Origin of the sequence: Polynucleobacter sp. UB-Tiil-W10 (assembly GCF_018881605.1) — a bacterium.
In the GTDB taxonomy this organism is placed as follows: Bacteria; Pseudomonadota; Gammaproteobacteria; order Burkholderiales; family Burkholderiaceae; genus Polynucleobacter.
Map to the genome: position 1 here is coordinate 1273625 of NZ_JACVPZ010000001.1, position 18294 is coordinate 1291918.

General features: G+C 46.2%; 20 protein-coding genes and 2 tRNA genes. 18 read left to right on the forward strand and 4 right to left on the reverse strand.

The features are described 5' to 3' along the window. Positions 1–48: 48 nt before the first annotated feature. The 9 genes from ICN33_RS06590 (at position 49) to nagZ (ending at position 9016) form a co-directional block, all read left to right on the forward strand. Positions 49–1497: a DegQ family serine endoprotease gene (locus tag ICN33_RS06590; protein ID WP_216195562.1), complete on the forward strand. Its 1449-nt coding sequence runs from the start codon at positions 49–51 to the stop codon at positions 1495–1497. 136 nt (positions 1498–1633) lie between these two features. Further along, positions 1634–3439, forward strand: a complete 1806-nt coding sequence (gene lepA, locus ICN33_RS06595) for a translation elongation factor 4 (protein WP_216195564.1) — start codon at positions 1634–1636, stop codon at positions 3437–3439. Continuing rightward, positions 3439–4245, forward strand: a complete 807-nt coding sequence (gene lepB, locus ICN33_RS06600; protein WP_216195566.1) for a signal peptidase I — start codon at positions 3439–3441, stop codon at positions 4243–4245. The genes lepA and lepB overlap by 1 nt, the downstream gene beginning before the upstream one ends. 5 nt (positions 4246–4250) lie before the next feature. After that, positions 4251–5042, forward strand: coding sequence for a ribonuclease III (gene rnc, locus ICN33_RS06605; RefSeq protein ID WP_216151765.1), 792 nt, complete (start codon positions 4251–4253; stop codon positions 5040–5042). 44 nt (positions 5043–5086) lie between these two features. Next, positions 5087–5980 carry a GTPase Era gene (gene era, locus ICN33_RS06610; protein ID WP_216859651.1) on the forward strand — a complete coding sequence of 298 codons (894 nt, stop codon included), beginning with the start codon at positions 5087–5089 and terminating at the stop codon, positions 5978–5980. Positions 5981–5986: 6 nt separating this feature from the next. Further along, entirely contained in the window at positions 5987–6721 is a 735-nt protein-coding gene (gene recO / locus ICN33_RS06615; protein WP_216195570.1) for a DNA repair protein RecO, read from the forward strand. A gap of 12 nt (positions 6722–6733) precedes the next feature. Continuing rightward, positions 6734–7477, forward strand: a complete 744-nt coding sequence (gene pdxJ / locus ICN33_RS06620; protein WP_216195572.1) for a pyridoxine 5'-phosphate synthase — start codon at positions 6734–6736, stop codon at positions 7475–7477. 35 nt (positions 7478–7512) lie between these two features. Next, the gene (acpS, locus tag ICN33_RS06625; protein WP_216195574.1) at positions 7513–7905 is read left to right on the forward strand and encodes a holo-ACP synthase; all 393 of its coding nucleotides are present in this window, start codon (positions 7513–7515) and stop codon (positions 7903–7905) included. Between the two features lie 34 nt (positions 7906–7939). Further along, positions 7940–9016 (forward strand): beta-N-acetylhexosaminidase, encoded by a 1077-nt coding sequence (gene nagZ / locus ICN33_RS06630; protein WP_216195577.1) that lies wholly within the window; start codon positions 7940–7942, stop codon positions 9014–9016. A 7-nt stretch (positions 9017–9023) separates the two neighbouring features. Here nagZ and ICN33_RS06635 read toward each other — a convergent pair whose 3' ends face one another. The 3 genes from ICN33_RS06635 to earP form a co-directional block, all read right to left on the reverse strand. Further along, positions 9024–10025: a GNAT family N-acetyltransferase gene (locus ICN33_RS06635; RefSeq protein ID WP_216195578.1), complete on the reverse strand. Its 1002-nt coding sequence runs from the start codon at positions 10023–10025 to the stop codon at positions 9024–9026. 78 nt (positions 10026–10103) lie between these two features. Further along, positions 10104–10664: an elongation factor P gene (gene efp / locus ICN33_RS06640; RefSeq protein WP_011902258.1), complete on the reverse strand. Its 561-nt coding sequence runs from the start codon at positions 10662–10664 to the stop codon at positions 10104–10106. Positions 10665–10751: 87 nt separating this feature from the next. Beyond that, the gene (gene earP, locus ICN33_RS06645; RefSeq protein WP_216195580.1) at positions 10752–11822 is read right to left on the reverse strand and encodes an elongation factor P maturation arginine rhamnosyltransferase EarP; all 1071 of its coding nucleotides are present in this window, start codon (positions 11820–11822) and stop codon (positions 10752–10754) included. On the opposite strand from earP, the gene uvrC reads away from it, so the two are divergent. From uvrC to ICN33_RS06670, 5 genes are all read left to right on the forward strand, one after another. Then, the gene (gene uvrC, locus ICN33_RS06650; protein ID WP_216195583.1) at positions 11821–13731 is read left to right on the forward strand and encodes an excinuclease ABC subunit UvrC; all 1911 of its coding nucleotides are present in this window, start codon (positions 11821–11823) and stop codon (positions 13729–13731) included. The genes earP and uvrC overlap by 2 nt on opposite strands. Positions 13732–13764: 33 nt before the next feature. Next, positions 13765–14340 carry a CDP-diacylglycerol--glycerol-3-phosphate 3-phosphatidyltransferase gene (pgsA, locus tag ICN33_RS06655; protein WP_216195585.1) on the forward strand — a complete coding sequence of 192 codons (576 nt, stop codon included), beginning with the start codon at positions 13765–13767 and terminating at the stop codon, positions 14338–14340. Between the two features lie 116 nt (positions 14341–14456). Next, positions 14457–14532: transfer RNA gene (locus ICN33_RS06660), tRNA-Gly, on the forward strand. A gap of 49 nt (positions 14533–14581) precedes the next feature. Beyond that, a tRNA-Cys gene (locus ICN33_RS06665) sits at positions 14582–14655 on the forward strand. 93 nt (positions 14656–14748) lie between these two features. Next, a complete protein-coding gene (locus ICN33_RS06670; protein ID WP_216195589.1) occupies positions 14749–15210 on the forward strand; it encodes a hypothetical protein in 462 nt (153 codons plus the stop codon). 69 nt (positions 15211–15279) lie between these two features. Here the strand turns inward: ICN33_RS06670 and lexA are convergent, their stop codons facing one another. After that, positions 15280–15999, reverse strand: a complete 720-nt coding sequence (lexA, locus tag ICN33_RS06675) for a transcriptional repressor LexA (protein ID WP_216151775.1) — start codon at positions 15997–15999, stop codon at positions 15280–15282. Positions 16000–16060: 61 nt separating this feature from the next. Between lexA and ICN33_RS06680 the strand changes: the two genes are divergently transcribed. The 4 genes from ICN33_RS06680 to rpsR all read left to right on the forward strand — a co-directional run bounded on the left by ICN33_RS06680 (position 16061) and on the right by rpsR (position 18285). After that, entirely contained in the window at positions 16061–17137 is a 1077-nt protein-coding gene (locus ICN33_RS06680; RefSeq protein WP_216195591.1) for an asparaginase, read from the forward strand. 134 nt (positions 17138–17271) lie between these two features. Next, a complete protein-coding gene (rpsF, locus tag ICN33_RS06685) occupies positions 17272–17646 on the forward strand; it encodes a 30S ribosomal protein S6 (RefSeq protein WP_215361101.1) in 375 nt (124 codons plus the stop codon). Between the two features lie 59 nt (positions 17647–17705). After that, entirely contained in the window at positions 17706–17999 is a 294-nt protein-coding gene (priB, locus tag ICN33_RS06690; RefSeq protein ID WP_072583120.1) for a primosomal replication protein N, read from the forward strand. Between the two features lie 13 nt (positions 18000–18012). Continuing rightward, positions 18013–18285, forward strand: coding sequence for a 30S ribosomal protein S18 (rpsR, locus tag ICN33_RS06695; RefSeq protein WP_011902267.1), 273 nt, complete (start codon positions 18013–18015; stop codon positions 18283–18285). Positions 18286–18294: the final 9 nt, after the last annotated feature.

The window sequence follows — 18294 nt, forward strand, 5'->3', positions numbered from 1 at the left end:
TTCTTAATATCTTCATTGTTGGTTTTCACCAAGTAGGTCTATAGCATTATGAAAAAGTATTTAATTGCACTCTTGGCTATTTTTAGTCTGGGTCAACTTGCGTTCGCTCCTCCTACATTAGCGCAAACTCCTAGAGTCACTATTCCTGACTTTGCGGATTTAGTTGAACGTGCTAGCCCAGCAGTTGTCAACATTCGCACAACTGAAAAAGTAGCGGTACAGCAGGCTCAAGGCGGCATTCCTGGAATGCCTGAAGATCAAGCTGAATTCTTCCGTCGTTTCTTTGGGGTGCCTATTCCCGGTATTCCAAATAGTCCTAAGCAAGCGCAACCAAACTCAGGAAAACCGCAAGAGGCAGATCGTGGTGTGGGCTCCGGTTTCATTATCGAATCCAACGGCTTGATTTTGACAAATGCTCATGTGGTTGAAGGGGCTACTACTATTTATGTAACCCTGACTGATAAGCGAGAGTTCAAAGCAAAATTGCTTGGTATGGATAAGCGTACTGATGTAGCAGTTGTAAAAATTGAAGCACGTGATTTACCAAAGCTTCCTTTAGGTGATTCATCTAGGGTGCGCGTAGGTGAATGGGTTCTGGCAATTGGCTCCCCGTTTGGTCTTGAGAACACTGTCACCGCAGGTATTGTCTCAGCGAAGAGTCGTGATACTGGCGACTACCTCCCATTTATTCAGACTGACGTTGCAGTTAACCCAGGAAACTCAGGCGGCCCACTCCTCAATACTGCTGGACAAGTCATTGGGATTAACTCGCAAATATTTAGTCGCTCTGGAGGCTATATGGGCATCTCCTTTGCGATTCCGATTGATGAGGCAATGCGTGTTGCAGATCAATTACGTACCAATGGAAAAATGACCCGCGGTCGCATTGGTGTCGCTTTGGGTGAGATGACTAAAGAAGTGGCTGAGAGCTTAGGTTTGGGTAAGCCTCGTGGTGCTTATATTCGAAACGTTGAGCCAGGAGGTCCTGCATCAGCTGGCGGCATTGAAGCGGGGGATGTGATCCTGAGTTTTAATGGCCGTGATATTGCTAAATCCACTGACTTACCAAGGGTAGTTGGCGAGACTAAGCCGGGCACTTCAGTGCCAGTACAAGTTTGGCGCAAAGGTGGGGTACGCGATTTTACGGTAACAGTAACGGATGCTGAATCTACTCAGGCAGCCACTAAGAAGTCAGATGCACCTGCGGCAAATGGGAATAGTGCCAATGCTCTCGGAGTTGCTGTTAGCGAGCTCTCGGATGCCAAAAAGAAGGATTTGAATATCAAAGGCGGGGTTGAGGTTACCGGTTTGGGGGATGGGCCCTTAGCTAAGGCTGGTATTCGGCCAGGCGATGTCATTATTCGGGTTGCAGATGCCGATATTACCGGCGTTAAGCAGTTTGAGGCCCTGGTGAAGGGTTTGGATACCAATAAGGCTGTACCAGTCTTTATTCGCCGTGCTGATAGCACGCTGGTGGTCCCTGTAAGACCCAAATAACCCCATTTTTGGCATTAAAACGAGGTCTGGCGCCTTTTGGGCGCCACCCATTACAATCACTTCAAGACGACTTTTTGCAGCGCATCATTGTGGTGCGTTCTGACAAGGCGTTTTTTGAATGACCAATTAAGACGCTATGGATTTAATCCGCAATTTTTCTATCATCGCCCATATCGATCACGGTAAATCGACGCTTGCTGATCGCATCATTCAACTCTGCGGCGGTCTTTCCGATCGCGAAATGGAAGCCCAAGTCCTTGACTCAATGGATATTGAGCGTGAGCGCGGCATCACCATTAAAGCGCAAACCGCAGCTTTAAATTACAAAGCTAAAGACGGCAAGATTTACAACATCAATCTCATTGATACCCCGGGTCACGTCGACTTCTCTTACGAGGTAAGTCGTTCATTGTCCGCTTGTGAAGGCGCATTGTTGGTGGTGGATGCCAGTCAAGGTGTTGAAGCACAAACGGTTGCGAACTGTTACATGGCTCTGGAGTTGGGCGTTGAGGTTGTGCCTGTGCTCAATAAGATTGACTTACCCCAAGCTGATCCTGAGCGCGCTAAAAAAGAAATTGAAGACGTCATTGGTATTGATGCATCCGAGGCTGTCACATGCTCAGCTAAAACAGGTTTGGGTGTGGCGGATGTAATCGAGGAAATGATTGCAAGAGTGCCTCCGCCAAAGGGGAATGCAACAGATCCATTGCAGGCCTTGATTATTGACTCTTGGTTTGACAATTACGTAGGCGTTGTCATGTTGGTGCGTGTTGTAAATGGCACCTTAAAACCAAAAGAAAAAATTACCTTAATGGCAAATGGCTCAAGCCATTTAGTCGAGCATGTAGGCGTGTTTAGTCCGAAGTCGGTGGACCGTCCAGAGTTATCCGCAGGTCAAGTGGGCTTTGTGATTGCTGGTATTAAAGAGTTAAAAGCAGCCAAGGTGGGAGACACCGTTACACACACTCCTGGTCAGCAAGGTAGAATCCCTGCTTCTGAACCGCTTCCTGGTTTCAAAGAGGTCAAGCCTCAGGTCTTTGCTGGCTTATACCCAGTAGAAGCAAGTGAATATGATCAGTTGCGCGAGTCTCTTGAAAAGCTCAAGTTAAATGATGCTTCACTCTTGTATGAGCCAGAGGTATCGCAGGCTTTAGGTTTTGGATTCCGTTGTGGATTCTTGGGCTTACTCCACATGGAGATCGTACAAGAGCGTTTAGAGCGCCAGTACGGCATGAATCTCATCACGACCGCTCCAACGGTGGTGTATCAAGTAGAACAATCCGACGGCACACTCATGATGGTGGATAACCCGTCGAAGATGCCTGAGGCCAGCAAGATCAATACCATTCTTGAGCCGATTGTGACGGTTAATTTATACATGCCGCAAGAGTACGTGGGGGCGATGATTACCTTATGCGTTGGTAAGCGCGGTATTCAGATGGATATGAATTACCTGGGTCGTCAGGTCAAGCTCACCTATGAATTGCCGATGGCAGAGATTGTTTTGGACTTTTTCGACAAAATGAAATCCATCTCACGTGGCTATGCCTCGATGGATTATGAGTTCAAGGAATATCGTCCGGCAGATGTGGTCAAGGTTGATATCCTCATCAATAGCGAACGGGTTGATGCTCTCTCCGTGATTGTTCACCGTAGTAATAGTCAACATCGCGGGCGTGAAGTAGTCGCTAAGATGCGCGGGATTATTCCACGTCAAATGTTTGATGTGGCTATTCAGGCCGCAATCGGAAGTAACATCGTTGCGCGTGAAAACGTCAAAGCTTTGCGTAAAAATGTATTGGCTAAATGCTATGGTGGTGACATCTCTCGTAAGCGCAAACTATTAGAGAAGCAAAAAGAAGGCAAGAAGCGTATGAAGCAAGTAGGTAACGTAGAGATACCACAAGAGGCCTTCTTGGCTATTCTGCAGGTGGAGGATTAATGAACTTTGCTTTAGTCCTCTTTATCTTGGTGATTGTTTCTGGAATCGCTTGGGTTGCTGACAAATTACACTTTGCTCCGCAAAGACGTTTGGCTGGCAACGACCGTATGCCTTTATGGCTTGAGTACACGGCAGGTTTCTTTCCAGTCATTTGCGCTGTATTTGTGTTGCGCTCCTTTATTGCTGAGCCTTTCAAGATCCCATCTGGCTCCATGATTCCGACTTTGCAAATTGGTGATTTTATTTTGGTAAATAAATTTACCTACGGAATTCGTTTGCCAGTGATTAATCAAAAAGTAGTCGACTTAGGTTCGCCTAAGCGAGGTGATGTTGTGGTATTTCGTTATCCACGTGATGAGTCAGTTGATTACATTAAACGTATAGTGGGATTGCCAGGCGATGAAATCACTTATGAAAATAAACGCCTGACGATCAATGGTCAGCCATTGCAGTACAGTGGCGGCGAGTCTTATCTTGACCCTGAGAATATGCGCTACGCTAAGCGCTTCACAGAAACCTTTCCAGCAGACCTGGGCGGTAATCGTCATGAGATCCTGAATGATCCCGATCGTCCATCTGCTGTATTTCCAACCGAGCGCTTCCCAGGTTCCGAGTTTTGTCAGTATCAACAGGCTGGTGTGACTTGCAAGGTGCCAGCGGGTCATTATTTTGCAATGGGCGACAACCGAGACAACAGTCTAGATTCTCGCTATTGGGGTTTTGTGCCAGATAAAAATATTGTGGGCAGGGCCTTCTTCGTTTGGTTAAACCTAGGTAATCTTGGCCGTATAGGCGGATTCGAGTAAACATCATGAATGCGCGCGCCGTTATCGAAACTGGACCGCTGCAAGAGCGCCTCGGCTACACCTTTAAGAAGCCTGAGCTATTGAATCAAGCCTTGACTCATCGTAGCCATAGTAAAAAAAATAATGAGCGACTTGAGTTTTTGGGCGACTCTATTCTGAATTGCGTCGTTGCTGAAATGCTTTATGAGCGTTATTCAGACTTAGATGAGGGTGATCTCTCTCGTGTGCGTGCCAACTTAGTCAAGCAACAAGCTTTATACGAAATTGCCCAAACTTTATCTTTGTCAGATTACTTACGTTTAGGCGAAGGTGAGTTGAAGAGCGGCGGCTTCCGTCGCCCCTCAATCCTTGCTGATACCTTAGAGGCAGTAACTGGCGCCATCTTTATGGACGGTGGTTTTGAGGCCGCTAAGGCAAGCTTACGTAAGCTGTATTCCATTATCTTGGCCCATGTGGATCCCAAAACTTTGGGTAAAGACGATAAAACGTTATTGCAAGAATGCTTACAAGGCTATCAATTGCCATTACCAACCTATAACGTTACCGGCACTACAGGGGCTGCGCATAACCAGCAGTTTGAGGTTGAGTGCCTGATCCCAAGTCATAAGGTAGCGGTTAAAGGTGAGGGCGCATCACGTCGCGCTGCTGAGCAAGCGGCGGCAAAGCTAGCTTTAATTGCCATGCTCAAGGCATTGCCGCAGGAATCTCGTAAACCCAAGAAGACTCGGTCGGCTAAAAAGAAGGCAGCCAAAAAGGAAGTGACCGAAGAGCAGTTCAATCTTAAGCTGAAGGGCTAATCGTGTTTAGATGCGGCACCATCGCCATTGTTGGGCGTCCTAATATGGGTAAATCAACACTTCTCAATGCTTTGGTCGGGCAGAAGATCAGTATTACCTCTCGTAAGGCGCAAACTACACGGCATCGCATTCTGGGTATTCAGAATCGTGAAGAAGCGCAATTCATTTTTATTGATACCCCTGGCTTTCAGACGCGTTTACTAAATACGCTGAATAAAGCGCTTAATCGAACTGTAACTACGGCTCTGCAAGATGTGAATGTCGCTTGCTTTGTAGTCGAGGCTGGTTACTTTGGGGAAGACGACAAGAAGGTATTGAAGTTGCTGCCAGATGACTTGCCTGTTGTTTTGGTTCTGAACAAATTGGATCTATTTAATAGTCGTTTTCAGACCCCATCTGAACGTGATCAGGCTTTGCTCAGCTTCATTAAAGAGATGGCTCGCCCTTGGTGTGAATTAGGTGGCCACGAGGATCAGAAATGCGAGTTCGCTGAAATCGTACCGATGAGTGCAAAGAGTCCTAGTGATATCGAAAGATTGCTCGATGTGCTTGAAGGTTATCTGCCTGAAGCGGAAGCTGTCTATGATGGCGATACCATCACCGATCGCAGTGAGCGTTTTTTAGCTGCCGAGATCCTGCGTGAAAAGGTATTCCGCTTTACTGGTGAAGAGTTGCCATATACCAGCACAGTTGTAATTGATCAGTTCAAAATGGATGGCAAGATGCGTCGCATTGCGGCAACCATTTTGGTGGATCGCGATAGTCATAAGGCGATGATCATTGGGCAAAAGGGTGAGCGCCTCAAGAAGATTTCGACTGATGCCCGCATTGATATGGAAAAGCTCTTTGACGGCAAAGTCTTTTTGGAGACTTGGGTTAAGGTCAAGCGAGGCTGGGCAGATGATCGCGCTGAATTGCGGGCGCAAGGTCTGGAATAAATTTCTATGGCCTCGATTCGTGTTGCTGACGAACCTGCTTTTGTATTGCACAGTATTCCCTATAAAGAAACCAGCTTAATTCTGGATGTTTTTACTCGGCAATATGGTCGTATGGCTTTGATTGCTAAGGGTGCAAAACGCCCGCACTCAACCTTAAGACCTGTCTTGCAGCGTTTCCAGCCGCTTCTGGTTTCTTGGAGTGGTAAATCCGAGCTGCGCACCTTAACAAAGTCGGAGTGGGTAGGCGGCATGCCTTCCTTGGCGGGAGATGCTTTGCTATGTGGTTTTTATCTTAACGAGTTACTTGTAAAGTTTTTAGCGCGCGAAGATGATTATGAAAAGCTTTACGATCGCTACGCCGAGACAATTAATGCTCTTTCCAATCTTGAGTTTGAATCTAAAGGGTTAGAGGAAATTCTGAGGCCATTTGAGTTATCCCTCCTACAAGAAACGGGTTACGCAGCCGCCTTGGACCGTTGCGTCGAAACTAATGAAGCACCGCTAGCTCAAGAACAGTACATATACCAACCAGAGCGTGGGGTACGTCCTGTTCAAGTGGATGATCCAGGGCATTGGCCTGTTCTGACGGGTAAATCCCTTTTATCGATTGCGGTAGGAGATTTTTCTGATCCAGAGACTCTTTTGGAGAGTAAGCAATTAATGCGTTTTCTGCTGGGCTTGCATTTGCAAGATCAGGTATTAACTACCCGCCAGATTTTGATTGATTTGAAGAAAATCTAGTAATCTATATCAATGAACAGCCACCTAGCCCTTGAACTGGGTATTAATATTGATCACGTCGCCACTTTGCGTAATGCGCGTGGCACGGTGTATCCCGATCCGCTAAAAGCGGCAGTTTTGGCTGAGGAAGCAGGCGCAGATCTCATCACCTTACATTTACGGGAAGATCGTCGTCACATTAAAGATGCGGATTTATTGGCTTTGCGTCCACTCATTAAAACCCGCATGAATCTTGAATGCGCAGTCACTCCAGAAATGATCAACATTGCTTGCAAGGTAAAACCACATGATGTCTGCCTTGTTCCCGAGAAGCGCGAAGAAGTCACAACCGAGGGCGGTTTAGATGTAACGGGTCACTTTGAGGCCGTAAAATCAGCCACGAAACAATTGCAAGATGCTGGTATTCGAGTATCCCTCTTTATTGATCCTGAAGAGAAACAAATTCAGGCAGCTAAAGAGGTTGGCGCAACAGTAGTGGAGTTGCATACCGGTCGTTATGCTGATTTATCTGGTGCTGCTCAAGTATCCGAATTAGAGCGTATTCGTAAAGCCGCCATATTTGGAAAAAGTATTGGCCTGAGGGTCAATGCTGGCCATGGTTTACACGAAGGTAATGTCAAGCCAATTGCCGCCATTACTGAATTATCTGAGCTTAATATTGGTCATGCCATTGTTGCTGAGGCTTTATTTAAGGGTTGGCAAAAAGCAATCACTGATATGAAATCCTTAATGATTCAGGGTAGAGAAAACTCTTAAGAATTAACTACAGTAAACAGCCATTTAAATAAAAAATGATCATCGGTATCGGCACTGACATTCTGCAGATTGAGCGCTTACAAGCAGCTTACAATCGCACCAACGGTCGCTTAGCTGAGAAAATACTTGGTCCCGATGAAATGCTGGTATTCAAGCATCGCCTTTCCAGAAATCATAAACGAGGCATTGCGTTCTTAGCCACCCGTTTTGCAGCCAAAGAGGCTTTTTCAAAAGCGATTGGGCTTGGCATGAGAATGCCGATGACTTGGCGCTCACTCCAAACCTTAAATGAGCCCAGTGGCAAGCCGATAACTAGCTACCTCGGGGCATTAGCTCAATTTATGCAAGAGAGAAATTGGGAAGCTCACGTGACGGTAAGCGATGAACAGGATATGGCAATTGCACACGTAATTGTCACTCAAAAGTAAAAGTAAGAAATAAAGAATTTACAAAGAGGAAGAAATGAGTAAAGCGATCATGAGCCCGGGACCAGTTACTTTAGATGTGGTTGGTCTTGAATTAAATGCTGAGGATCGTCGGCGTATTTTGCATCCACTTACAGGTGGCGTGATTTTGTTTGGTCGAAACTTTACTAATCGTCAGCAGCTCACCAAATTAACGGCCGCTATTAAGAAGCTGCGTCCCGATGTCCTTATATCTATTGATCATGAGGGCGGAAGAGTGCAGCGCGCCAAGTCCGATGGTTTTACTCACCTACCCGCAATGCGTAAGCTTGGCGAGCTCTGGGGCGCAAAGAATATATCGAATCACCCAGCCGAATCCGCTGCTATTGCGATGGCTGCAGCAACTGCTTGTGGTTATGTGCTCGCATCTGAGTTGCGTGCCTGTGGCGTTGACTTCAGTTTTACCCCGGTTCTTGACTTGGATTTTGGTCGTAGTGGTGTCATTGGAGATAGGTCTTTTAGTCGTGATCCACAAATTGTCTTTGCTTTAGCAAAAAGCCTAAATGAAGGTTTGCGCTTAGCTGGTATGGCGAACTGCGGTAAACACTTTCCTGGGCATGGTTGGGCTGAGGCAGATTCTCATGTAGCCATTCCAGTGGATGAGCGTTCTTTAAAAGAAATCTTGAGCGATGATGCCAAGCCCTATGAGTGGTTAGATCTCAGTTTGGCTTCGGTAATGCCAGCGCACGTGATCTATCCAAAGGTAGATAAGAACCCCGCAGGATTTTCAAAGATTTGGCTTCATTCCATTCTGCGTCAAGAATTGGGTTTTGAGGGCGTGATTTTTAGTGACGACCTATCCATGGAGGGTGCCAGCGTAGCAGGATCAGTCGTGAAGGGCGCTGAAATGGCTTTAGATGCTGGATGTGATGCAGTATTAATCTGCAATCGTCCAGATCTTGCAGATCAGTTGCTTTCTAAGTTAAAAGTAACAAAAGCCAAACAGGTGGAGTCAGCAACCCGATTAAATCGCCTCATGCCTACTGCTTCTGCAAGCTCATGGGATGCGCTTCAAAGCGAGTCTGAATACCAGCATGCCAAGGGCTTGCTGCAAGAGTTGAATTTAATTCAGTAGGGCCTGATTAATTCTTTGAAACTCTCGCCCATTCGGAGAGAACAAACTTTTTAATGTCATACCCTTGTGGTCTTGCGCAGACAATCGTTTCTACGTCTACGGACTGATAAATTTTCTGTAGTCTTAGTGAATCGCCCTTCGTTGAAAAATTGGGCATCCAAGATCCCCAGAAAAATCCAATACTTTCAAGTTCAAGATAGGCATGCGCTGCTGTCTCTTGCTCTATTGGGATATCTAAATAGATGGAAGCAAGATTGAGAGCCTCCAGCTCTCTGAGCTCATGCATCACTGCAGCGACTAAGTCACTACCAATACGATCAATAGCAATATTTGCAGTTTGAATGCTGGAATTAATCACGGTATGAAAAGTTGTTTTCCCGCTCGCAGCTATATTAGTGCTCACAATATTGCGTGGCAGATTTAAATCAAGAGCCAGTGATTTAGCGTGTTCCGCATGTTGAGGCGGCATATAAATAGTGTGTGGGCGATCGTTAAGTGGCAGATAAAAAGCCAACAATGACATCCGAGTATCCGGATGATTTTCTAGGCCTTTCATGGAGATGGTTGGTGGTATGTCCCCAATAAATAAACCAGTCTCTTTGGCGTTGAACGCAATCATTTCATGTTGGCTATAAGGATGGTTTGTAACGCACTCTGTCCAAAATCCAGGTAAAGATAGCTCTTGTGCAATCTCAATACGTTTTTTAGCCATGATTTCGGCAATTTGATGCCCCCTGAAATTGGGATCAACCATCATCTTGCCGGCCTCTGGAGATACATTGTGTACTCCATCAAAAGTCAGGGCACAATGTCCGATGATTTGGCCGTTGTCTAGTTTTGCAATGACTGAATGCATTAACTTGTTCTCGACAATTTCTTCTAATAGTTCAATGTCATACATCGCTGTGTTGGGGTAGCTTTCACCATAACAGCTACGCACGCAGTCGATTAACTGCGGTAGATCGGCAAGATCAAGTTTGGCAATTTTTGGGGAAATGTCATTGTTCATGGTTTGGATATTATGAAGGGTAGTCTGAAAATAAAAAAGCCCAGCAATGCCGGGCTTTTTACGTTTGTAGCAGGCTAATTAGTTAGCGCGGCTACGATATTCACCAGTACGAGTATCGATCTCGATCTTGTCGCCAGTGTTGCAGAACAAAGGAACTTGCAATTCATAGCCGGTTGCCAATTTTGCGTTCTTCAAAACCTTGCCTGAGCTGGTATCGCCTTTCACTGCTGGTTCTGTGTAAATAATTTCACGAACTAACGAGTTTGGCATTGCAACAGAGAGTGCTTTACCTTCGTAGAACACTACTTCACAAGGCATACTTTCTTCGAGGTAGTTCAATGCATCGCCCATGAACTCCGCTTCAACTTCATACTGGTTGTATTCTGTATCCATAAATACATACATAGGATCGGCGAAATAAGAATAAGTACATTCTTTCTTGTCGAGGATCACAACATCAAACTTGTCATCAGCCTTAAAAACACCTTCGTTCGGTGCGCCGGTTAACAAGTTTTTGAATTTCATTTTCACAACAGAGGAGTTGCGGCCAGAGCGGCTGTATTCGGCTTTTAAAACGACCATGGCATCAGTGCCGATCATTACTACGTTACCAACGCGGAGTTCTTGTGCTGTTTTCATCTTGCTGTTCCTGGGGGCAGAGCTATTTTTCTGCAGTTTTTATCAAAAACAAGATTGTAACCGCCCGCAAGCCTTTATTGCTTGGGATTAGGCGACAAAGTGGATTAAACGCGCTGGCAAGCCACCATCGGCTTGTTTTTCGAGTAAATGAGCCCGCCACTGCTTGGCATGTGCTTTCCAACGGCTTAAGTCTCCAAACCATTCGCTGGGCATTGCCCAGGTCATGGCGGCAATCGTAGCCAGCCTTAATTCTTGGCTAACTTCTTCAAGATACAAGTCCAGAAAAGCGGCTAATTTCACTTCATGGGCACGATCTTCTTGCGGATAGATATGCCAAATAAATGGTTTGCCAGCAAGCTGAGCTCGCACAAAAGAATCTTCTCCGCGCACAATATTAAAGTCGCATTGTGATAGCACCCAGTCATATTCATCCTGTGAAATAAATGGTATGGATAGCAATTGCAGATTCGCTGGCAACGAGATTGGTTGCTCACCGTAAAGGTTTAATTGTTCAGCATGACCATGAGCAAGTAGGACGTCGACATTCTCGCCAAGGCTAGCTAAGTTAGCCAGCCATTTTTTGAGAGGAGCTCCTGGGTAGCAAAAAACACTGATCCGCTTTGCGTCCTGTCGTAACTGAGACCAGGTAGCTTTCAGATCTTTAGGAATTTTTTCTTCCACGAGATGACCTTCTGCTGGGATGGGGTCAAGCAATAGTCCGCCCACCTCATCTTGAAAGCCAGGAAAGAAAAAATACTTCGGAATACCGTGTGACTGGGGTGAGGCCTTGCCATGAAACTCAGCCACCCAAGGTTCCGCACTTAAATACTCTAAGTTCACAATGATAGGTTTGATAGGTGCGATAAAGAGGCCGGCCAAATAGCGCTCAGGTAATTCGCAACCAAAAGCTTCAATCACAACATCTGGCATTTGCACTGGGTGCCGAGCATTGGTGTGACTGGATTCCCATGGCTGGAGGTCAATTCTTTGTTTAATGGATTGTTCCACCCCAGAAGCGAGTAAATTGAGGGTTGGTAGGTCATCGCAAAAAATACGGACCTCTTGCCCATGAATGCTTGATAAGCTTCGGGCTAGACGCCAGCAAACACCGGCATCACCATAGTTATCAACGATTTGGCAGAAAATATCCCAACGCATGAGTAAATCGCTTTTCGAAACCCTTCAGCAGGATGTTAAACGGCTACCCGGATTGCCGGGGGTATATCGCTTTTTTGATGAAGCGGGACATATTCTGTATGTGGGCAAAGCTCGTAACCTTAAAAAGCGTGTCTCTAGTTATTTTCAGCGCACTCAGTTATCACCGCGTATTGAGCTGATGGTGAGCAAAATTGCTCGCTATGAGACTACGGTAACACGGACTGAAACTGAAGCCCTCATTCTAGAGAACAATCTCATTAAAGAGTTAGCTCCGCCATTCAATATTTTATTTAGAGACGATAAGTCATATCCCTATGTCATGTTGACGGGGCATCAGTTTCCAAGATTGGCTTCTTATCGCGGCAAGGTGGACAAGCGTAACCATTACTTTGGACCATTCCCCAATAGCTGGGCGGTGCGTAATAGTGTGCAGATCCTTCAGAAGGTATTTCGTCTGAGAACTTGTGAAGATTCTGTTTTCAAGAATCGCAGTCGTCCTTGTCTCTTGCATCAGATTCATCGTTGTAGCGCCCCTTGTGTTGGCCGTCTGAGCGTTGAACAGTATGGGCAAGATGTTGCTCAAGCAACCCGTTTTTTAAAGGGCGATCATAGTCAAGTGTTATCAGAGCTTGAAAAAGAAATGCACAAGCATAGCGAGTCGATGGAGTTTGAGATGGCGGCAGTGATGCGCGATCGCATCGCAGACCTATCAAGTGTTTTGCAGCAGCAAGCAATGGATACAGTGGCGGAGGGTGAGGGTGATGTAGACATCATCGCCGTTGCGCAAATGGAAGGTATGGTTTGTGTCAATCTGGCAATGGTACGTGGTGGACGTCACTTGGGGGATAGGGCTTATTTCCCTAAGGGATTGCGGACTACCTCAGGCGAGCTGCCGCCCCCCACAGAAATTTTAGAGGCCTTTATTGCGCAGCATTATTTGGAAGAGCATGTTGATGAGACAACTGCAAACTTAATTCCGCCGGTATTGGTTTTAAATCATGCCCTGCAATCAGCTAGCGATGATCTTACTCAGTTGAATGAATCCCCACCTGAAGATTTGCATGAATTACTCAATGCACAAGCTGGTAGAAAAATTACCTTTTTGCATCAGCCTCAAGGGCAAAGGCGTCACTGGCTTGCGATGGCAGAAGGTAATGCCAAAATTGCTTTGACTAAGCGTTTAGTTGAGACTGGTGGACAGTTGGCGAGAGCGCGTGCATTGGCCGATGTCTTAAGTCTTGAATTAGAAAGTCTTGAGCAGTTAAGAATTGAATGTTTTGATATTAGTCACACCTCTGGTGAAGCAACGCAAGCATCTTGTGTGGTCTACGCAAACAATGCCATGCAATCGAGCGAGTATCGACGTTTCAATATTAATGGCATTACTCCAGGTGATGACTATGCCGCCATGCGACAAGTGCTGCATAGACGTTACGCTAATTTTCAAGAACTGCCTCTAGAAAAAATACCGCAGGTGATTTTGATTGATGGCGGCAAAGGTCAAGTAGAGATGGCTCGTCAAGTATTGACCGAGTTTGGAATGGATGTCGGATTGATTGTTGGTGTGGCGAAGGGTGAGGGGCGCAAGGTGGGTCTAGAAACCTTGATCTTTGCTAACGGTCGACCAGCCCTTGAGCTCGGTATTGATAGTGCGGCCTTATTGTTGGTAGCCCAGATACGAGATGAGGCTCATCGCTTTGCTATTACAGGCATGCGTGCTAAGCGCGCCAAGGCAAGAACGATTTCACGATTAGAGGAGATTGAGGGAATCGGTGCCAAGCGTCGTCAAAAGTTACTGGCTCGTTTTGGCGGGCTAAAAGGTGTTGCCAATGCCAGTATTGAGGAAATCGCAAGTGTAGAAGGCGTCTCTTTAACGCTTGCTGAGCAGATATATCGCCAGCTCCACTAGGAGCATTGACCGTTCTTGGTTTATGCTTATCCAATGCCATTCAATTTACCAATTGCCCTGACCTGGTTGCGCGTTGCAGCCATACCGCTTTTGGTAGCAGTCTTTTATCTTCCCAGTGCCTGGCTCACCCCGTTTGATAAGAATCTAATTGCAGCAATCATCTTCATCTCCGCTGCTATTACGGATTGGTTGGATGGTTTTCTAGCACGTCGCCTAAAACAAGAATCTGCATTTGGACAGTTTTTAGATCCTGTCGCAGACAAGCTCATTGTTGCTGCTGCATTATTAGTTTTATTAAATATGGACCGCGTACAGGTTTGGGTTGCGCTCATTATTATTGGTCGTGAGATCACAATCTCTGCCTTGAGAGAGTGGATGGCGTTATTGGGTGCGGGAAAAAGCGTGGCAGTTCACATGGTTGGCAAACTCAAAACAACTGCCCAGCTAGTAGCCATTCCATTTTTACTGCTAAATGACACCTTATTTGGCTGGCTAAATTGCGCACAAGTAGGCACCTGGTTAATTTGGATTGCTTCATTTTTAACGCTTTGGTCGATGTTCTATTACATGAAAAAGGCCTTGCCGCAGATCGCTGGAAAAATCGACTAAGCGTCATAAAGCCCAGCCAGTTAAGACTTATTGGGTAATTTAATTCCCTTGCCTCTGAGGTTTTGTAAGGAATAATGCTTTCTTGGAGATTGTTTGTTAAACTATCGCCCTGTTATGCGGGAATAGCTCAGCTGGTAGAGCGATACCTTGCCAAGGTATAGGTCGGGAGTTCGAACCTCCTTTCCCGCTCCAAGTTCGATGGGAAGCCCTCAAAAGCTTCCCATTTTTGATTCAAGAGTATGGCGCGTTGGCCGAGTGGTTAGGCAGGAGCCTGCAAAGCTTCGTACGGGGGTTCGATTCCCTCACGCGCCTCCAGTAATTTGTCTTGACGAAATAGGTGCATCACCTAAAATACTTTTAACTAATGGAAGTAAAAAGTATCAACCACCTTAATCAACTAGAACATACATGATCACAATCCAAACTCTGAAAGTCAGCACCCTTGCATTGTTTTTAGCAGCACTGTTGGGCGCGTGCGCAAGTTCTGGTGATTCTCCCTCCGGATCTCCACAAGAGATTCAGGAAGTTCAAACGCAGTTATTGGGTGATATGTTGTTGCCACAAGGCGCGCGTTTGAATGGCGCTGATTCCATCATTATTGGTCGCGGTAATGAATGGGTTGGTAGGGCGGTTGTGAATGCACTTCAAGGTGCAACAGATGTCTATGCATTTTTCCAATCTGAATATCCTAAAGGTGGTTGGACGACTGTGACTGCGGTTAAAGCTAAAACTAGCATCTTGGTGTTTACAAAAAACGATAGGACGGCGACGATTGAAGTGGTTGACGGTTCATTGGGTGGACCTAAATCCATCATCATCATTACCTCATCGCCAAAGAATGCAAATGTGCTTGCTCCAACTCGCAAGTAATGAGATGAAGTAACGCGGTAAATAAAAAAGGCCTCTAATAAGAGGCCTTTTGCTTTGGGGGTCTATAGCTTACAGGCCTTCAGCCCGGATGAGGCCAACTGCTTGACCTTCAATGGCAAAGTTGGGTTGACGATCATCGACCAAGATATTTTTGAAGTCTGGGTTCTCTGCTTGAAGTTCAATGACCATACCATTAGCCGTTTTCTTCTGTTGCCAACGTTTTACTGTGACTTCGTCATCTAGGCGAGCAACTACGATGTCACCATTGCGAACTTCAGTTGTTTTTCTCACTGCCAAATAGTCACCATCCAAAATACCCGCATCGCGCATGCTCATCCCTTTTACTTTTAATAAGTAATCGGCACCCTTGCTAAATAAACTTGGATCAATCGGAACATGTTTCTCAATATGCTCCACTGCCATGATTGGTGAGCCCGCAGCAACACGCCCAATTAATGGCAGTGTGAGTTGTTGTAACGCGCCTGATGGCAAGGACAACTGGCGATATTTATTGCTGTTGTGGGATTGATTAAATCTTTGTGGAATTCGAATGCCGCGTGAAGTGCCAGGTGTTAATTCGATGTATCCCTTTTTTGCTAATGCTCGAAGATGTTCTTCCGCTGCATTGGCAGAGGCAAATCCCAGCTGTGTAGCAATCTCAGCGCGGGTGGGCGGCAGACCGCTCTCATCGATGGCCTTGGTAATCAACTCCAAAATCTCATTCTGACGTGGAGTGAGCTTGGGGAGGGCAGTCAGCTCCTCCGGAAAATCGACTGTGTTTATGTCCATACTGGGATTGTATACAGCAGTATTTGATAGATCAAGCTATTTAAGGGGGGATAATCAAGGTATGAGCTCACAACAAAACGCCCCTGAAAATTCACCCCACATCTTGGTTTTAGGCATGGGTGGCACGATTGCTGGTTTGGCAATGAAGCCAGCCGACAATCCTTTGCAATACGAAGCCGGCCAAGTCCAAGTTGCTTCATTATTGGCTCACATTGAATCTGCCGTTCCCGAGAACATCAAGCTGGTTTCAAGGCAGGTTGCCAATATCAATAGCCGAAATCTCACAGAGCCTTTATTGAGCATATTGGGTGAGGCTGTGAAGGAGGCCCTTGCTAATACCTTGGTTAAAGGGATAGTGGTCACTCACGGAACCGACACAATTGAAGAAACTGGGATCTTTTTACAGCTTACTTGTGGAAAATATGCTCAAAATTTAGGCAAAAGAGTGATCTTGACTGGCGCTATGTTGCCGTCTAATGCGCCTAAGGCAGATGGCCCATCAAACTTGCTTGATGCTATCCGCTGGGCTTCTGCTCCGATTGATGACTGCCCTGGAGGTATTTATGCCGTCATGGATGGCAGGGGATGCCTGGCTATGGATTTGGCAAAACGCCACGGTAGCGCCCTGAATGCGCCCATCCAAGCCTCTCCCAGCAGTTCGGTTGGCTTGATAAATCCATCCTGGCTATCAGGCGTTAAGGCGGTTCAAGCACTTTGGGCTGAAGATTTGCCAATCCCGAAGGAGAATGAGTGGCCTTGGGTGGAAATATTGACCAGCCATGCAGGTGCTCGCTCCGAAACCATTACTCATTGGCTAAGCTCCAAGGTCAAGGGGTTAGTCCTGGCTGGATCTGGGATGGGGGGATTTCATGATGCTTGGAAGGATTCTCTGGTTGCGGCGGTCAAACATGGGATTGCCCTGGTCAGAACTACCAGAACTGGCGCAGGTGAAACACTGTCCGATTTACCGGAAAAGGACATTGCAGGGTGCCTGGCTTCAGGCAGCCTAACCGCCCCCAGGGCCAGAATTGCGCTTCAACTGTCTCTAAATGCAGAAAAACAGGCTCAGGCAGCAGGTAAATCCCTGACTTGGCAGGATTTTTTTGCTAGAATAGCGGTCTTGCCTGTAATTCGGTAAGCGCTGAAAAGCGGCTGTAAAAGTGTTGTAAGCAGTACCTACAATTTGTTACTACCTTGTCACACTGGCGCTGAGTTCACAACCATCAGAACTTAGCAAGACGCCCAGGTGACTTCATCCTTAAGGAGTGTTAGATGCGTCATTATGAAATCGTCTTTATCGTCCACCCGGACCAAAGCGAGCAAGTGCCAGCGATGATCGATCGTTACAAAGCTACATTAGCGGCTGCGGGCGGCAAAATTCATCGTATGGAAGATTGGGGTCGTCGTCAGATGGCTTACATGATCGACAAGCTTGCTAAAGCCCATTACGTTTGCATGAACATTGAGTGTGACCAGAAAACTCTGGAAGAGCTTGAGCATGCGTTCAAATTTAACGATGCTGTTTTGCGTCACCTGATCATCAAGACTAAGAAAGCTGAAACAGAGCCTTCCATCATGATGAAAGAAGTGCAACGTGAAGAAGCACGCAAATCAGCTCAAGCCGACGCTCCTGTAGCGGCAGCCTAAGTTAGAAATTTGAAGAGGAATACAAAGACTAGAAAACGTATCAGAGAAGCGGAGCGGCGTTGAATCATTTCACCCTAACTGCAATCTTGGTATCTAAAGACGCGATTCGATTTACACCAGCAGGAATACCGGTGATGCATTGCCAGCTAGAACATAGCGGACAAGCAAACGAGGTAGGAGTGGCAAGGAAAATTCAGATGAACGTTGAAGCCATCACAATCGGTCCGATACAAAAGGATTTGGAGAGAATGGATTTAGGAACTGAGGCAGTGTTTGAGGGATTCTTAGCACCCAAGACTCTACGTAATCAAAGACTTGTTTTCCATATTACCCATATTCAATTGAAAAATTAAAGAGGAAATCATCATGGCGTTTGGAAAGAAACCCGATTTCAAAAAGAAACCAGCTCAGAACCCATTGTTCAAGCGTAAGCGTTATTGCCGTTTCACTGTTGCTGGCGTAGAACAGATTGATTACAAAGATGTAGATACATTGAAGGACTTCATTGGCGAGAACGCCAAGATCACTCCTGCTCGTTTGACAGGCACAAAAGCAAAGTATCAGCGTCAGTTAGACACTGCTATCAAGCGTGCTCGTTATTTGGCTTTATTGCCATTCTCAGATCAACATAAGAAATAATTGGGAGCC

What these genes read in the sequence shown, in the direction of transcription:
- ICN33_RS06590 (WP_216195562.1), top strand. Translation starts at nt 49, where the DNA reads ATGAAAAAGTATTTAATTGCACTCTTGGCTATTTTTAGTCTGGGTCAA.
- lepA (WP_216195564.1), top strand. Translation starts at nt 1,634, where the DNA reads ATGGATTTAATCCGCAATTTTTCTATCATCGCCCATATCGATCACGGT.
- lepB (WP_216195566.1), top strand. Translation starts at nt 3,439, where the DNA reads ATGAACTTTGCTTTAGTCCTCTTTATCTTGGTGATTGTTTCTGGAATC.
- rnc (WP_216151765.1), top strand. Translation starts at nt 4,251, where the DNA reads ATGAATGCGCGCGCCGTTATCGAAACTGGACCGCTGCAAGAGCGCCTC.
- era (WP_216859651.1), top strand. Translation starts at nt 5,087, where the DNA reads ATGGGTAAATCAACACTTCTCAATGCTTTGGTCGGGCAGAAGATCAGT.
- recO (WP_216195570.1), top strand. Translation starts at nt 5,987, where the DNA reads ATGGCCTCGATTCGTGTTGCTGACGAACCTGCTTTTGTATTGCACAGT.
- pdxJ (WP_216195572.1), top strand. Translation starts at nt 6,734, where the DNA reads ATGAACAGCCACCTAGCCCTTGAACTGGGTATTAATATTGATCACGTC.
- acpS (WP_216195574.1), top strand. Translation starts at nt 7,513, where the DNA reads ATGATCATCGGTATCGGCACTGACATTCTGCAGATTGAGCGCTTACAA.
- nagZ (WP_216195577.1), top strand. Translation starts at nt 7,940, where the DNA reads ATGAGTAAAGCGATCATGAGCCCGGGACCAGTTACTTTAGATGTGGTT.
- ICN33_RS06635 (WP_216195578.1), bottom strand. Translation starts at nt 10,025, where the DNA reads ATGAACAATGACATTTCCCCAAAAATTGCCAAACTTGATCTTGCCGAT.
- efp (WP_011902258.1), bottom strand. Translation starts at nt 10,664, where the DNA reads ATGAAAACAGCACAAGAACTCCGCGTTGGTAACGTAGTAATGATCGGC.
- uvrC (WP_216195583.1), top strand. Translation starts at nt 11,821, where the DNA reads ATGAGTAAATCGCTTTTCGAAACCCTTCAGCAGGATGTTAAACGGCTA.
- earP (WP_216195580.1), bottom strand. Translation starts at nt 11,822, where the DNA reads ATGCGTTGGGATATTTTCTGCCAAATCGTTGATAACTATGGTGATGCC.
- pgsA (WP_216195585.1), top strand. Translation starts at nt 13,765, where the DNA reads ATGCCATTCAATTTACCAATTGCCCTGACCTGGTTGCGCGTTGCAGCC.
- ICN33_RS06670 (WP_216195589.1), top strand. Translation starts at nt 14,749, where the DNA reads ATGATCACAATCCAAACTCTGAAAGTCAGCACCCTTGCATTGTTTTTA.
- lexA (WP_216151775.1), bottom strand. Translation starts at nt 15,999, where the DNA reads ATGGACATAAACACAGTCGATTTTCCGGAGGAGCTGACTGCCCTCCCC.
- ICN33_RS06680 (WP_216195591.1), top strand. Translation starts at nt 16,061, where the DNA reads ATGAGCTCACAACAAAACGCCCCTGAAAATTCACCCCACATCTTGGTT.
- rpsF (WP_215361101.1), top strand. Translation starts at nt 17,272, where the DNA reads ATGCGTCATTATGAAATCGTCTTTATCGTCCACCCGGACCAAAGCGAG.
- rpsR (WP_011902267.1), top strand. Translation starts at nt 18,013, where the DNA reads ATGGCGTTTGGAAAGAAACCCGATTTCAAAAAGAAACCAGCTCAGAAC.